Annotated in this window: 11 protein-coding genes; 7 read left to right on the top strand and 4 right to left on the bottom strand. The window is 71.8% G+C overall.

Translation table 11 applies throughout. The annotated features are described in order from the left end of the window. The first annotated feature begins 1 nt into the window (after position 1). The 6 genes from M8542_RS44815 (at position 2) to M8542_RS44840 (ending at position 7,026) form a co-directional block, all read left to right on the top strand. The gene (locus M8542_RS44815) at positions 2-640 is read left to right on the top strand and encodes an MSMEG_1061 family FMN-dependent PPOX-type flavoprotein (RefSeq protein WP_257926514.1); all 639 of its coding nucleotides are present in this window, start codon (positions 2-4) and stop codon (positions 638-640) included. Continuing rightward, entirely contained in the window at positions 640-1,521 is an 882-nt protein-coding gene (locus M8542_RS44820; RefSeq protein ID WP_257926515.1) for a PDR/VanB family oxidoreductase, read from the top strand. Before M8542_RS44815 ends, M8542_RS44820 begins: the two co-directional genes overlap by 1 nt. Further along, complete coding sequence (locus M8542_RS44825) at positions 1,521-2,315, top strand: siderophore-interacting protein (RefSeq protein WP_257926516.1); 795 nt, start codon at positions 1,521-1,523, stop codon at positions 2,313-2,315. Before M8542_RS44820 ends, M8542_RS44825 begins: the two co-directional genes overlap by 1 nt. Before the next feature lie 182 nt (positions 2,316-2,497). Further along, a complete protein-coding gene (locus M8542_RS44830) occupies positions 2,498-3,367 on the top strand; it encodes an AraC family transcriptional regulator (RefSeq protein ID WP_257926517.1) in 870 nt (289 codons plus the stop codon). Between the two features lie 174 nt (positions 3,368-3,541). Continuing rightward, positions 3,542-5,287: a maleylacetate reductase and hydroxyquinol 1,2-dioxygenase domain-containing protein gene (locus tag M8542_RS44835; protein WP_257926518.1), complete on the top strand. Its 1,746-nt coding sequence runs from the start codon at positions 3,542-3,544 to the stop codon at positions 5,285-5,287. Next, complete coding sequence (locus M8542_RS44840) at positions 5,284-7,026, top strand: FAD-dependent oxidoreductase (RefSeq protein ID WP_257926519.1); 1,743 nt, start codon at positions 5,284-5,286, stop codon at positions 7,024-7,026. The genes M8542_RS44835 and M8542_RS44840 overlap by 4 nt, the downstream gene beginning before the upstream one ends. A 169-nt stretch (positions 7,027-7,195) precedes the next feature. On the opposite strand, the gene M8542_RS44845 is transcribed toward M8542_RS44840, so the two are convergent. The 3 genes from M8542_RS44845 to M8542_RS44855 all read right to left on the bottom strand — a co-directional run bounded on the left by M8542_RS44845 (position 7,196) and on the right by M8542_RS44855 (position 12,822). Further along, positions 7,196-8,140 carry a peptidylprolyl isomerase gene (locus M8542_RS44845; RefSeq protein ID WP_257926520.1) on the bottom strand — a complete coding sequence of 315 codons (945 nt, stop codon included), beginning with the start codon at positions 8,138-8,140 and terminating at the stop codon, positions 7,196-7,198. Between the two features lie 88 nt (positions 8,141-8,228). Next, positions 8,229-10,505: a glycosyl hydrolase family 95 catalytic domain-containing protein gene (locus M8542_RS44850; protein WP_257926521.1), complete on the bottom strand. Its 2,277-nt coding sequence runs from the start codon at positions 10,503-10,505 to the stop codon at positions 8,229-8,231. 25 nt (positions 10,506-10,530) lie between these two features. After that, positions 10,531-12,822 carry a glycosyl hydrolase family 95 catalytic domain-containing protein gene (locus M8542_RS44855; RefSeq protein ID WP_257926522.1) on the bottom strand — a complete coding sequence of 764 codons (2,292 nt, stop codon included), beginning with the start codon at positions 12,820-12,822 and terminating at the stop codon, positions 10,531-10,533. Positions 12,823-12,986: 164 nt separating this feature from the next. On the opposite strand from M8542_RS44855, the gene M8542_RS44860 reads away from it, so the two are divergent. Beyond that, positions 12,987-13,706, top strand: a complete 720-nt coding sequence (locus M8542_RS44860) for a hypothetical protein (protein ID WP_257926523.1) — start codon at positions 12,987-12,989, stop codon at positions 13,704-13,706. Here M8542_RS44860 and M8542_RS44865 read toward each other — a convergent pair. Beyond that, the gene (locus M8542_RS44865; protein WP_257926524.1) at positions 13,703-15,118 is read right to left on the bottom strand and encodes a M1 family metallopeptidase; all 1,416 of its coding nucleotides are present in this window, start codon (positions 15,116-15,118) and stop codon (positions 13,703-13,705) included. The two genes, M8542_RS44860 and M8542_RS44865, sit on opposite strands and share 4 nt — an antisense overlap. Positions 15,119-15,203 lie beyond the last annotated feature (85 nt).

The raw sequence follows: 15,203 nt of genomic DNA on the forward strand, positions 1-15,203 counted from the left end.
CATGACCAGCACAAACACGCTGAGCACGCGGTACCGGCGAGTCTCCATGGCCGAAGTGAGGAGCCGGCTGGGCGCGCCTGAGGAGATGCTCGAGGGCAAGAAGCTCGACCACGTCGACAAGCACGCCCGCCGGTTCATCGCGCACGCGCCGTTCCTCGCCCTGGCCACCTCCGACGCCGCGGGCCGCGGCGACTGCTCCCCCCGCGGCGACTACCCGGGCTTCGTGAAGGTCCTCGACGAGCACACGCTCGCGCTGCCCGACCGGCCCGGCAACAAGATCGCCGACTCGTTCCGCAACATCGCCGAGAACGACGGCGTCGGCCTGCTGTTCCTCATCCCCGGCATGCGGGAAGTGCTGCGCGTCAACGGAAGCGCGTACGTCACCGACGACGCGGACGTGCTCGCCCGGATGCGCACCGAGGCCAAGGCGCCGACGCTGGCCATCATCGTCGAGGTGGCCGAGGCGTACTTCCACTGCGGCCGGGCGCTGCTGCGGTCGCGGCTGTGGGACCCGGCCAGCCAGGCGCTGGCCGAGAACATGCCTTCGGCCGGCGAGATCGTCACCGACCAGCTCGGGGTGGCCGTCGACCCGGCGGTGTTCGAGCAGGTCCTCGAAGACAGCTACCGGAAGTTGTACTGATGCAGAAGACGATCCTCGACCGCGTCGAGCGCGTCGCCGACGACGTCGTGTCGCTGGTGCTGCGCGGCGACGAAGGGCCGCTGGCGCCGTGGGAGCCGGGCGCGCACGTCGACCTCGCGCTGCCGAACTGGCTGACCCGGCAGTACTCGCTGTGCGGTGACCCCGGCGACCTCTCGGCGTACCGGATCGCGGTCCGCCTCGACCCGCTGAGCCGGGGCGGCTCGGAGTACGTCCACTGGTACCTGCAGCCGGGCCGGACGCTCGAAGTGTCGCTGCCGCGCAACCACTTCCCGCTCGCGCCGGCGGCGGAGTACCTGTTCCTGGCCGGCGGCATCGGGATCACGCCGATCGTGCCGATGCTGCGTGCGGCCGTCGCTTCCGGGGCCGCGGCCTCGCTGGTGTACGTCGGGCGGTCGGCGTCGACGATGCCGTTCGCCGCGGACCTCGTTGCCACGTATGGCGAACGCGTGCGGCTGTTCGACCACGGCCGGCCCGATCTTTCGGCGCTGCCGAGGGAGCAGGAGGTCTACTGCTGCGGGCCGGCGTCGATGATCGCGGCGGCCGAGGCGATCTTCCCGCGGCTGCACGTCGAACGCTTCGAGCCCACGCGGCGGGTGTTCGGGCCGGACACGCCGTTCGAGGTGGTGTGCGCCCGGTCGGGGACGAGGCTCCGGGTCCCGGCGGACGAGTCCCTGCTGGACGTGTTGAACCACGCCGGCCGGCCGGTGCCCTCCGGGTGCCGCGAAGGCGTCTGCGGGAGCTGCGAGCTGTCCGTCCTCGACGGCGAACCCGAGCACCGCGACGACATCGGCGCGCCGGCCGGGCGGCTGTACCCGTGCGTGTCGCGTGCGCGGTCGCCCCGGCTCGTGCTGGACGTCTGATGATCCCGAAGGTGCGGCGCCCGGCCGCGCGGCGCATGCTCACGCTCGAGGTCCTGGCGAACACCGCGCCCAGCCCGGCGTTCCGGACCATCACCCTCGGCGGCCCGGCGCTCGCGGAACTCGAGGTGGCCGGCGACGACCAGGCCGTGCGGCTGTTCTTCCCGCGCGTCGGCCAGGCGGGGCTGCGGATGCCGACCCTCGACAACGAGGGCTGGATGGCCGAGGTGCTGATGATGCCGAAGAGCCGTCGACCGTGGGTCCGCAACTACACGATCCGGCGAGCCCGCCCGGGCGAGATCGACATCGAGTTCGCCCTGCACGACGGCGACGCCCCGGCGGCGTCGTGGGCCCGGCGGGCGCGTCCCGGCGACCCGGCGGGCATCTTCGACCTGGGTGTGAGCTACCTGCCGCCGCCGGGAGTGCGGTGGCAGCTGCTGGTGGGCGACGAAAGCGCGTTGCCGGCCATCCTGGCGATCCTCGAGCAGGCCCCGGCGGACCGGGCGGCGGAGGTGTTCCTCGAGGTCCCGTCGGCCGCGGACGTCCGGCCGGTCCCGGCGCCGGCCGGGGTGCGGGTGCACTGGCTGCCGCGGCCGGGCCCAGCGCGTCCCGGCGCATTGGCGTTGTCCACGGTCCGCACGGCCGACCTGCCCCGCGACCGGGCGTACGCGTGGGTGGCCGGCGAGTCGGCGCTGGCGACCGGCGTCCGCCGGCACCTGGTGCGCGACCGCGGCTGGGCGAAGCCCGACATCGCGTTCCTGGGCTACTGGCGCCACGGCCGCTCCGCCCCCGGCTGACCCGGAGGGTCGGCTCGCGTACCCAGGGAGTCGGCTCGCGTACCCAGGGAGTCGGCTCGCGTACCCGGAGGGTCGGTTCGCGAGCCGACCCTCCAGGTACGCCGGCCGACTGTCCAGGTACGCGAGCCGACCCTGCGGGTACGCGTACGATCGCGGGCAGCCTCGACGTCGAGGAGGCAGGCGTGGGCGAACTCGGGCTGGCCGACACCAACGGCATCCTCGCGCTGCCCTGGGTCCGGCCCGAACGCACCAGCGCGGGGCTCGGCTGGGACCGGGTCTACGTCTCCAAGCAGCGGGAACGTCCCTACCGCGCCGAGTTCGGGGCCGCCCGCAGCCACCAGCTGATCCTGCACCTCGACGGGCCGGTGACCGTCCGCCGGGGCGTCGGCACGCCCGGCGAGCACAGCCGCCGGATGCCGGCCGGCGGGCTGTTCCTGCAGCCGTCGCACGCGGACCTGGCCGTCGAGCTGGGCGGGGAGCTCGACACCGTGCACGTCTACGTCGCCGACGACGCCGTCCAGGAGGCCGCCGGGGAGCCCGTCCGGCTCGCCGAGGAGCTGGGCAGCACGGATCCCCTGCTCGAACAGCTCGTCCTCAGCCTCGACGGCGTCGTCCGCGACTGGGAGCCGAGCGCCCGCACCTACGCCGACCAGCTGGGCGCGCTCATCGCCGCGCAGCTCGTCCGGCGGCACCGCGCCGGGCCGGCCGCCGCACCCGCCCCGGCGCGCGGGCTGTCGGACCAGCAGTTCGCGCGCGTGCGCGACGTGCTGGCCGAACGCCTGGCCGAGCCGGTGCCGCTGACCGACCTGGCCGCGCTCGCCGGGCTGAGCGTCAGCCAGTTCTCCCGGCAGTTCAAGGCCCGGACCGGCCTGCCCCCGCACCGCTTCCTGCTGCGGCTGCGGGTCGAGCAGGCGAGCCTGCTGCTGCGCACGGGCGACACCCCGATCGCGGACATCGCCGCCCGCTGCGGCTTCTCCCACCAGGAACACCTGACCCGCGTGCTGCGCGCCCAGCTGGGCACGACCCCGGCGGCCCTGCGACGCGCCGGCTGACCCGTAACTCGCGTGATCAGAGCCGGAACTCGCGTGATTGAAGCCGTACCGGCCCCAATCACGCGAGTTACGGCTTCAATCACGTGAGTTCCGGCTTCGATCACGCGCGTTTCGTGCTGCCGGGCAGCACGAACGTGCAGGACCTCGCCCCGCCGCGGCCGGATACTCCCCTGCATGACCTCGTTCAGCTACGCCGCGAACCCCGTCCGCGTGGTCTTCGGCTCGCTCGACACCCTCGGCGACGAAGCCGGCCGGCTCGGGCTCGAGCGCGTCCTCCTCATCGGCCGCCCGCGCCACGCCGACCGCGCCGCGGCGGTGCTCGGCCCGCGCCTGGCCGCCCGGTTCGACGACCCGGCGATGCACACCCCCGTCGAGGTCACCGAACGCGCGCTCAAGGTCGTCGCCGAGCACGACGTCGACGGCGTCGTCGCGATCGGCGGCGGCTCGGCCACCGGGCTCGCGAAGGCCATCGCGCTGCACACCGACCTGCCGCAGCTGATCGTCCCGACGACGTACGCGGGCTCGGAGCTGACGTCGGTCCTCGGCCAGACCGCCGACGGCCGCAAGACCACCCGGAAGACCCCGAAGGTGCGGCCCGAGGCCGTCCTCTACGACGTCGGTCTCACCCTCGAGCTGCCCGTCGCCATCTCGGCGGCCAGCGGCCTGAACGCGCTCGCCCACGCGGTGGAAGCGACCTACGCGCCCGACGCCAACCCGATGACCGACCTGCTCGCCGCGGAGGCCAAGCGGCTGCTCATGAACGCCCTCCCGCGCGTCGCCGCGGATCCGTCCGATGTGGACGCACGTGCCGACATGCTACGCGGAGCCTGGCTGGCCGGGTCGTGCCTGGACGCCGTCACGATGGGCCCGCACCACGAGCTCTGCCACCACCTCGGCGGCAAGTTCGGCCTGCCGCACGCGGAAACCCACGCCGTCCTGCTGCCGTACGTCATGGCGCACCAGGGCCTCGCCGACGCGAACGACGTCTTCGACCTCGCCGCGAGCCTCCCGATCCCGCACTCCCTGGCCGAGCTGGGACTCACCGAGGCCGACCTCGACGGCGAGCCGGAGCTGCTCCGCCAGGCACTGCACGGCACCCGCCCCGCCGCACCACCGAGCCTCAAGGCGCTCACGAAGCAGGTCGTCGACAGCTTCGCGGGCGCGCCGCCGCGGGTCCGCGAGCTGCTCACCGACCTCGTCGAAACCCTGCACGGGTACGCGATCCGCACCGACCTCACGCAGGACGAGTGGGAGTACGCGATCGGCGTCCTGACCCGGGCCGGGCACATCACGACCGACACGCGGCAGGAGTTCATCCTGCTGTCGGACACCCTCGGCGTGTCGAGCGTCGTCGACGTCCTGACCAACTCGCGCACGCCGGACACGACGCCGTCGGCCGTGCTGGGCCCGTTCTACGTCGAAGGCCCGCCAGAGACGCCGCAGGGCGCGGACATCGCCGAAGGCCTGCCAGGTACTCCCTTGTGGACGGACATCCTCGTCACCGACACCGACGACCAGCCGGTGCCCGAAGCCGTCGTCGACGTCTGGCAGTCCAATGAGGACGGCTTCTACGACGTCCAGCTGCCCGATGTGGACGGTCCGGTGCTGCGGGCGAGGTTCCGCACCGACGCCGAGGGCAGGCTGCGGTTCCGGACGATCGTGCCGAGCGCGTACCCGATCCCGGCCGACGGCCCGGTCGGCGAGATGCTGGACGCCGTCGGCCGCCACCCGTACCGCGCGCCGCACGTGCACTTCATGATCGCCAAACCCGGCTACCGCACGCTGATCACGCAGCTGTTCGTCGCCGGCGGCGACTACCTCGACTCGGACACCGTGTTCGGCGTCAAGGACGGCCTGATCGTCGACTTCGCCGAGCAGCGCCTCGAATTCACCTTCCGGATCTCAGGGAGCGGCGCATGAGCTACGACACCGACGTCATCGTGGTCGGCAGCGGCCCGGCCGGCGGCTCCGCCGCGCTGCTGCTCGCCACCTACGGCGTGCCGGCCGTGCTGGCCACCAAGTACGGCTGGATGGCCAACACGCCCCGCGCGCACATCACCAACCAGCGCACCATGGAGGTGCTGCGCGACCTCGGCGTCGAGGACAAGGCCCTCGCCGTGGGGACGCCGCCGGAGCTGATGGGTGACACCGTGCTCTGCACGTCGCTGACCGGGCCGGAGATCGGCCGGATCGCCAGCTGGGGCACCGGCGACCGTTCGGCGGCGGAGTACACCGCGGCCAGCCCGTGTCACATGATCGACCTGCCGCAGACGTACCTGGAGCCGATCCTCGCGAGCGAAGCCGCCGCGCGGGGCGCGAAACTGCGGCTGGACACGGAATTCCTCGACTTCACCCAGGACGCGTCCGGCGTCACCGCGCGGTTCCTCGACCGCGTGCGCGGCGACGAGTTCACGTTGCGCGCCAAGTACCTGATCGGCGCGGACGGCGCCCGCAGCCGCGTCGCCGAGCAGGCCGGGCTGCCGATCGCCGGGCAGACCGGTAAGGCCGGCAGCATGAACATCACGTTCACCGCCGACCTCGCGCCGTACGTGGCGCACCGGCCGAGCGTCCTCTACTGGGTGATGCGGCCGGGCGCGCACCTCGGCGGGATCGGGATGGGCCTGGTCCGGATGGTCCGGCCGTGGAACGAATGGCTGCTGACCTGGGGTTACGACATCTCCCAGGAGCCGCCGGAGGTCGACGTCGAAGAGGCGACGCGGCTGGTGCGCGACCTCGTCGGCGCCCCTGACCTCGACGTCGAGATCACCTCGACGTCGTTGTGGACGGTCAACCACAACTACGCGACCGAGTACCGCGCGGGCCGGGTGTTCTGCGCCGGGGACGCCGTGCACCGGCACCCGCCGTCCAACGGGCTCGGCTCGAACACGTCGATCCAGGACTCCTACAACCTGGCGTGGAAGCTCGCGATGGTGCTTCGCGGCGAAGCGGGCGAAGGGCTGCTGGACAGCTACAGCGCCGAGCGGGCGCCGGTGGGCAAGCAGATCGTCGACCGGGCGAACCTCAGCCGCGACCAGTTCGGGCCGATCTTCGCCGCGCTCGGCATCACCGGCGACACCGACGCCGACGGCATCACGGCCGGCCTCGAAACCTGCCTCGCGCCCACCGCCGAGGGCGCGCGGAAACGACGTGAGCTGGAGCAGGCGATCGAGCTCAAGCACTACGAGTTCAACGCGCACGGCGTCGAGCTGGACCAGCGGTACGCGTCGGGCGCGGTGCTGCCCGACGGCGTTTCGGTGCTTCCGGACCGGGATCCCGAGCTGTTCCACCAGCCGAGCACCGAACCGGGCGCGAAGCTGCCACACGCGTGGCTGGTCGGCCCGCACGGCCGTCGCGTGTCCACTTTGGACCTCGTGGGCGGCGGCCGCTGGACGGTCCTGACCGGCCTGACCGGCACCCCCTGGCGCGACGCGGCGGCCAAGGTGGGCGCGGAGCTGGGCCTGGACCTGCGAACGGTGCGCGTCGGCGAGCCGTCGTCCCGCGACGCCTACGGCGACTGGTCCCGCCTGAGCGCCATCGACGAGGACGGCTGCCTGCTGATCCGCCCCGACGGTTACGTGGCCTGGCGCCACGGCACAGCAACCCCAAACGCGGCAGCCGCCCTCCTCACAACCCTGAAGTCCCTCCTGGACCGTGCGTAAAGGGGCATCACCCGTGATCAGCGGGGCATCACGTGTGATTGAAGAGGCATCACGTGTGATTGGCGGGGCATCGCCGTGATGCCCCTCCAATCACAGGTGATGCCCGCTCAATCACGGGTGATGCCCGCTCAATCACGGGTGATGCCCGCTCAATCACGGGTGATGCCCCTCAGGGTGTGGTGACCTGGGTGAAGGTGACTGGGGTTTTCGGGGGGCCGCTGCCGTCGCCGATGTTCGACTTGGCCGTGTCGACGCCGCCCTGGGCGACCTTGTCCAGCACCGCCAAGCCCGGGTCGTCGATGCTGCCGAACACCGTGTACTCCGGTGGGATCTCCGTCTTGCCGAAGACCAGGAAGAACTGGGAGCCGCCCGAGTCGGGCTGGGCCGTCTTCGCCATCGCGAGGACGCCGCGGCCGTACGTCAGCTCGGGGAACACCTCGTCGCGGATCGTGTAGCCGGGGCCGCCGGTGCCGTCGCCGACCGGGTCGCCGCACTGGAGCATCTGCAGCCCGGCCGCCACGGACAGGCGGTGGCACGACGTGCCGTCGTAGAACCCCTGCTTCACCAGGCTCAGGAAGTTGACCACCGTGCACGGCGCGAGCGCGCGGTCGAGGGAGAGCCCGATGGCGCCCGCGCTCGTCGCGAGCCGCACGGGCACGGTGCCCGACGACGGAGCCGGGCCGTCGGGCGGCAGCGCGACCTTCTTGGGCGCCGGCGAGGTCGGGTCCGGGGTGAACGCGCAGGTCACCGGGTCGGCAAGGGGTTTCGGCCGTTTCGGCATCGGGGCCGGGCCGCTGTGGGGCAGCGTGTACGCGGCGCTCGGCTCGGTGGTGGCGGCCGTCGACAGCGGCGGCGGGGAGGCCGACGTCGAGGGCAGCGTCCCGATGGCGCTCTTGGGCAGGTCGTCACGCAGGAACCCGGGATAGCCCCAAGCCAGGAAGGCCAGCGCCATCAGAATGACGACGACGACCGAACCGATGATCAGCACGACGGCGGCGGGCGACGTCTTCTTCGGCGGCACGGGCGGCTGCCACTGCGGGTACTGGTAAGGCGGGTACGGAGGCCGCGGCCCACCCCCGTCCGGTCGGTCCCCCGGCGCGCCCGGCTCGCTCATCCCCGCTCCCCTCGTCAATCGCCCATTGTGCCGCGAAGGCCTCCTCCCCGGGAGGGAATCCGGAAAGGAGGCGCGGCCGATCAGCGTGTCACGGCAGCCCCCACGGCTCGCTCGCCCCACCCGGGGTGACCGGCCGCACCGCGAAGTCCGGCTTGTCACCCTTCCGGTACACGAACGCGTCCTCCCCGCGCCCCAGCTCCACCTGCACGTCCCCGGCGCCCGACCGCCGCCAGCGCCGAGCCCGCCCCCGCGCGTCCGTCACCACCAGCTCGCCCTCGATGCCCGGCCGCAGCACGCACGGCGCGCCCGCCTCGCTGTGCACCTTCAGCCACCGCGTCTTCCCGGCCACCCGGGACGCGCTCAGCAGGAACGCGCCCTCGGTGCGGAAGTCACGCAGCGCGATGTCACCCCACGCCGACGGCACTGCCGGGAACAGCCGGACCACGCCGCCCCAGCTCTGGACCAGCATGTCCTGCAGGGACTTCGCCGCCGACAACGGCGTCTCGATGACCGGCCCGGACTCCTTGTACATCGTGTTCGGCTGGATGAACCGCTGCTGCAGCTCGCCCAGGTAGAACGCCGCCTGGTCACCGCGCAGCATCTGCGCCGAGATCGACGCCGCGCCGGTGAACGTGTAGCCCTGCAGCGCGCCCTCGAAGCCGACCCAGTGGTTCAGCGACGTCTCGATGATCGCCCGGTGCTCCGGCTGCTCCCACGTGACGTCGTACAGCGGGTAGATCTGCAGCAGGTGCGAGTAGTGCCGGTGCGACTTCGCGAACGGGACACCGGCGCCGATCATGTACCCGTTGGCGTCGGCCGGGTAGTCGGCCAGCGTCGCGAGAACGTTCCGCCACTTCGACGCGAGCGCGTCGTCCGGCGCGGTCTGCAGCAGGGTCCGGCAGCCCCAGCGGATCAGCGACAGGTCGTAGTTGCAGTCCGGTGCGTTGACACCGTACTCGGGCGAGAACGTCGGCGGCAGGTGCAGCTTGCCGTCGGGGCCCGGCGCCAGGAAATGCAGGTAGTAGTTGATCGCCTTGCGCAGCAACGGGAACAGCGTGTCCCGCAGCAGCGATCGGTCCATCGTGTGCCGGTAGGACAGCCACACGTTGTGCAGCGCCCAGGTCAGGTTCCCGACCTCCGGCGTCGGCGTGTCCTGCCCCGGGATCCCGACCGGGAACCCGCTGGTGGCGTTCGAAACGCCGTTGAGCAACGTCATGTCGGTCGTGCGCGGGATGCCCGCCGAATCACTCTGGTACGGCGAAGCCACCTGGCTCGTCAGGTTGTCGCGGTACTTGCCCAGCGCGTAGCTGACGGCGTCGAGCTCCAGGTGGTTGGAGCCGTGGATCAGCCAGTACTCGAGCTGGACGTTCAGGTTCCACCACGTCGCCGGCCACGGCGTGTTCTCCAGCCACGGCCCGGACGTCGCCATCACCGGCGCCTCCCGCCGCGCCGCCGACGCCACCTTGTACAGCTGGATCCAGTAGAAGCTCTGCAGCCGGGTGTCCGGAATGGACAGGAAGCTCGCGCGGTAGTGGTCGTGCCACCAACGCCGGTGGTCCTGGGTGAGCGCGCCGAACGCCGGAGCCCGGCGGACCGTCGAGAGCGCCCGCGCCACCGACGTCTTCGCGGGATGCGACCACGCCACCGACGTGTACAGCGTCCGCGCGCCGCCGCGCGTGACCTCACGCCAGGCCGTGACGTGCTCGCCGCCGGCCAGCAGCGGCTGCACGGCCAGCCGTGCGTCACCGCTGCCCGACAGCTGCACCGGCGGGTTCGCGGTGTAGCCGGCCGGCGGTGGTTTGCCCCACACCGGGTCGGCGCGCGGGCTGACCGCCACGGCCGGGTGGAACACCCACCGGAACCCGCGTTCGCCGTCCGACGGCCGGACCTCGACGGCGAGCAACGACTGTCCGGTGTGGACGATCGCACGCAGGCTCAGGCTGCCCGCCGCCGTCGTGATCGTGCCGGTCAGCTCGGCGTTCCACAGGTCCAGCCGCCAGTCGATCGCGGTGATCGCGCCGACCGGCTCCAGGGTGAAGTACCCGATCGGCAGCCGCGCCAGGCCGAACAGCGAACCGAACTCCGGGCGGTGGTCCTGCACCTGGCTGTGCTGGACGTTGAACCGGAGCGCGTTGCGCCCGGGCTCGGCGTAGATGCCCGAGCCCAGGAACCCGTTGCCCAGAAACGGTCCCTCGTACCAGGTCTTCGGCAGCCGCCGCCAGTGCAGGTCCGCCGTGGCCAGGAACCCGGCCCAGCCGAAGTCGTCACTGCCGGGCACGTCGGCGAACGCGGGGGTGCGCCCCGCCGCGCCGGCGGCGATCCCGGCGAGCGCGCCGCCGAGCACGGTCCTGCGAGTGATGTCCATTCCGGCCTCCTTGTCGAAAGCGTGTTCAGCCCGGCAGCCCCCAAGCCGGTGCCGGGCCGAGCGCGGGGACGTCGCGCGGCCCGAAGTCCGGGCGTCGCCCGTGCGGGGTGATGACGGCGGTGCCGCCGCGGCGCAGCCCGATCGCGATCCGCCCGGGTCCGGCCGGGCGCCAGGGCAGGCGGCGGCCGTGCTCGTCGCGGACGTCGACGTCTCCGGCGACACCGTGCTGCAGGACCAGGGGCTCCCCGGCTTCGCTGTGCACGCGGACGAACTCCGTCGTGCCGCCGCGGCGGGACGCGTCCACGAGGAACGCGCCTTCCGCGCGCAGGCCGGCGATCGAGGCGTCACGCCAGGTCGCCGACACCGACGGGAAGACCTTGAGCACCCCGCCGGAGCCCTGCATGAGCATGTCCACAACGGACTGCGCGGCGGTGATCGGGCTTTCGATCGCGAAGTTCGAGCCTTCGCGGTACATCGTGTTCGCGGTCAGCTCGGTGTCGGCCACGACGTTGCGGTCGAGGAAGAACTTCAGGTAGCGCAACGCTTCTTCAGGTGAGTCCATCACGGACTTCATCGACGACGCGGCCGCGTAGCTGTAGCCGTGCCAAGCGGACTGGTCGGCCGCCCAGTGGTCGAAGGTGCGGGTCATGATGGCACGGTCACCGGTGCGGTCCCAGACCTTCTCCCGCAGCGGGTAAAGCCACAGCAGGTGCGAGAAGTGCCGGTGGGACGCGGCGAGCGGGACGCCGTCGCCGATCAGCACGCCGTTCGCCGGATCTTCGTGGTACGGCACCAGGTTCGCGCCGATCTCCCGCCAGACCGGCACGCGCGGCTCGTCGAGGCGCAGGATCCGCGCGGTGTCGACGAGGGTGCGGGCGGCCCACCGGATGAGGGAGAGGTCGTAGGTGCAGTCCGGCGCGTCGGCGTACTCCGGCGACCGGGTCAGCGGCAGGTGCAGGGCGCCGTCCGGGCCGGTGAACAGGAAGTGCCGGTAGAAGTTCAGCGCCTTCGCCAGGGTCGGGTACAGGACGTCGCGCAGCACCCGGCGGTCCATGTGGTGGCGGTAGGCCAGCCAGACGTTGTGCAGGCCCCACAACAGGTTTCCGGTCTGGTCGGTCTTCGACGTCGTCCCGGGGACGCCGACCGAGCGCGTGCCGCCGGGCCGCAGCCGCCAGTCCCCCGGGTGGGAGAGCGCGTACGTGTCGCCGTCACGGTAGGCCGGCGGGACGGACGTTTCGAGGTTCGCGTGGTCGCGCCGGAAGGTCTCGGTGACGGCGTCGAGCTCGGGGTGGTTGCTGCTGTTGACGATCGGGTAGGTGACCTGGACGTTGAGGTTCCACCAGACCGCGGTCCAGCTGTTGCCGACCTCCGGGAACCACGGGCCCCACTCGGACACGACCGGCCCGTCCGCACGGGTGGCGGCGGCGATCTTGTACAGCTGGATCCAGTAGAAGCGCTGGACCTGCTTGTCCGGCACGGAAACGAAGCTGCGCCGGTGGAAGTCGTTCCACCAGCGGCGGTGGCGGGCCAGCAGTGCGTCCGGGTTCGCGGCCAGGGCCTTCTTCACGGCGGAAAGCGCGTCCGCGGTGTGCGTCGTGCCCGGGAAGCTGTAGGCGACGGTGGCGGCGAGGAGCCGCCGGCCGCCGATCGCGCGCTCCCGCCAGGCCGTCGTGTAGCCGCCGCCGGCGAGCATCGGCTGCGCGCAGTAGCCGTCGCCGGTCTCGGGCGCGGGGTTCGCGACGTACTCGGGTGGCTTGCGGACGGTCCGGGTGGTCGCGGACTCCAGCGGCTGGAAGGCCCACGCGGCCCCGGCCTCGCCCGCGCTGGGTGTCATCGAGAAGAGCAGCACGCCGAGGTCGTTGTGCACGACGGCGGAGAACGCGACCGAGCCCTGGGTGGTGGTGATGGTGCCGCCCAGCTCGGCGTTGTAGAGGTCGAGCGTCCAGTCGACGGCGGTGATCGCGCCGGCAAGGGTGAGCGTGAGGTAGCCGATCGGCAGGCGGGACAGCCCGATCCCGGCCTCCCACTGGATCCGCTGGTCTTGCACCTGGCTGTGGCTCAGCATCACCTTGAGCACCTGCGGCGTCTTCCCGGCGTAGACCTGCGCGCCGAGGTAGCCGTTCGCGAGGAACGGGCCTTCCTGCCAGTTCTTCGGCAGCCGCTTCCAGACCATGCGCGCGTCGGTGGCGACGTCGCGGTGCGGGGTGCCCCCGGCCGACGCCGGCGGGGCCGCCCAAGCCCAGAGCCCGCCGAACGCGGCAGCACCCGCGACGACCGAGGCGGAGCGGAGCAGGGTACGCCGCGACACTGCGTCCATGAAGCGTCCTTTCGCATTCATACTACGTTTCACGAGATCCACAGGCGGCGTGCGGCCATATTTGCAGACATAGCCCCATAAGGCCAGAGCCATTCACCCGGAAAGCGGCAAAGACATCCGATGTATCCCGGGAACTTGCCTGCCGGCTCGGTCGTCTACCGGACATGGCCCTTCTCCGGCGGCCCCGGCCGGTGGCACCACCGGGGACGTTCGACCGGATCGACGACGTCCGAAGCGCGATCCGGACGCTCTACACCCGACTGCCGGTGAAGGCGTTCGGCACGCTCGAGCTGCCACCCCCACCGGGCCGCGACCCGCTGGTCGAGGCCCAGCACACGGCGGCGGCGATGACCCGGCACCTCGGCATCGGCGACACGCGGGTGATCGTGGCGTTCAGCCCGCTCGGCGGGCACGTCGGCGAGGTCGAGCTGGGGCCGGGCCCGGAATACTTCGTCACGCTCAGCCCGCACTACCAGGACGACCCGCGGGACATCCCCGCGGTGCTGGCACACGAGGTGATGCACATCTTCCTGCACCGCCACGGCCTGTCCCAGGCGGAGATCTTCGTGGACACGGCGACGCTCTACCTCGGCATCGGCCGCCCGATGCTGGCGGCGTACCGCGTCGACGTCCTGCAGGGGCGCTACACCCGCCGCCGGACGACGTCCCGCGTCGGGTACCTGTCACCGCCGGAGATGGGGTACGTACTGGCGAAGCGCGCGCTGGCGTTCGGCGAGGAGGTTCGCCCGTTCACCGGCGCGGCGGACGGCGCTTACCGGCTGGGGCACGAGCGGGCCCTCTCGGATTACGCGCGGCTCCCGCTGGGGCGCCGGGTGACGGCCCGCTGCCCGACCTGTAGCTCGCTGTTCCGCTGCCAGACCTAGACGTCCGGCAGCGGAGGCAACGCCGGAGTCCACAGCCAGCGCTCGAAGAACTCCTCGAGCGACCGCCCGGCGTAAGCCTCGGCAGCCAGCACGAACTCACCCGTGTTCACCAGCCCATGCCGATGGTCCCCGGTCCAGGACTTCAACAACGCGAAGAACGCCGGATCCCCGATCTCCGCCCGAAGCGCGTGCAACGTCAGCGCCCCACGCTTGTACACCCGCTCATCGAACATCCGGGCAACCCCAGGATCCGCGATCCGAACATCAGCAGGCTTCGCCTTGACACGAGCGTGCCACGACCGGGCCAAAGCCGAAGCCGGCTGGCCGCCCGACTCCTCCGACCACAACCACTCCGCGTACGTCGCGAAGCCTTCGTTCAGCCAGATGTGGCTCCAGTTCGCCACCGTCAGGCTGTTGCCGAACCACTGGTGGGCCAGCTCGTGCACCACCAGCCGCTCGTACGTGCGGCGGCCGTCGACGTGGTTGGCGCCGAAGATCGCCATTCCCTGCGCCTCGATCGGGTCGTCGAGGTCGTCGTCGGTGACCACGATGACGTACTCGCCGAACGGGTACGGGCCGAACAGCCGCTGCAGCATCTCGATCATCCGGCCCTGCCGGCCGAAGTCCCGCTCGAACGCGCGGCGCAGACGTGGAGGTACCGCCGCGCGCTGCGGCACGGACTCGGCCACCGACTCGACGTGCCCGCGGCCGAAGCCCAGGATCAACCGGCGGGCACCCGCGAGACCCGGCGCCATCCAGCCGCGGCCGGTCAGCTCCAGCTCGTCGTAGCGGCCGACCTGGACACTCATCAGGTACGTGGCCGTCGGCTCGGGGCGTTCGAAGACCCACCTCGTCGTGCTGGACGCCGTCGCGCGCTCGACCAGGTCGCCCGTCACCGCCACGAAGTACGGCGACGCCGTCGTCACGCTGACCCGGTACGTCGCCTTGTCCGACGGGTGGTCGTTGCACGGGTACCACGACGGCGCCCCGACCGGCTGGCTCGCCACCAGCGCGCCGTCGGTCAGCTCGTCCCAGCCGACGTCGCCCCAGCGGCTGCGCACCGGACGCGGGTTGCCGACGTAGTGGACCTCGACGGTGAACGTCGCGCCGGCCACGATCGACTTGGCCGGACGCACGTGCAGCTTCGCGCCGCGCTTCAGGTACTTCGCGGGCTTCCCGTCGACCAGCACGCGGTTGATCCGGAACTCGCCGAAGTCGAGGCTGACGCGCGACAGCGCCAGCGTCGCCACCGCGGTGAGCACCGCCGAGGCCGACAGCCGGTTCGGCGCGACCTTGTAGTCGAGGGTCAGCTCGTAGTGCCGGACCCGGTAGCCGCCGTTGCCGTGCGCGGGCAGGTAGGGGTCACCGGAAGTATCCGCACCGGGTGCCGGAGCAGGAGCCTTCGAAATCACCCGTTGCGAACCTTTCCTCGAGCGGCCGTACCAAACCAGGCTCGCACGCCACGAGTGAGTCCGGCGAGCCCGGTGGGTACTTCGT

This window comes from Amycolatopsis iheyensis, from assembly GCF_024703995.1.
GTDB lineage: Bacteria > Actinomycetota > Actinomycetes > Mycobacteriales > Pseudonocardiaceae > Amycolatopsis > Amycolatopsis iheyensis.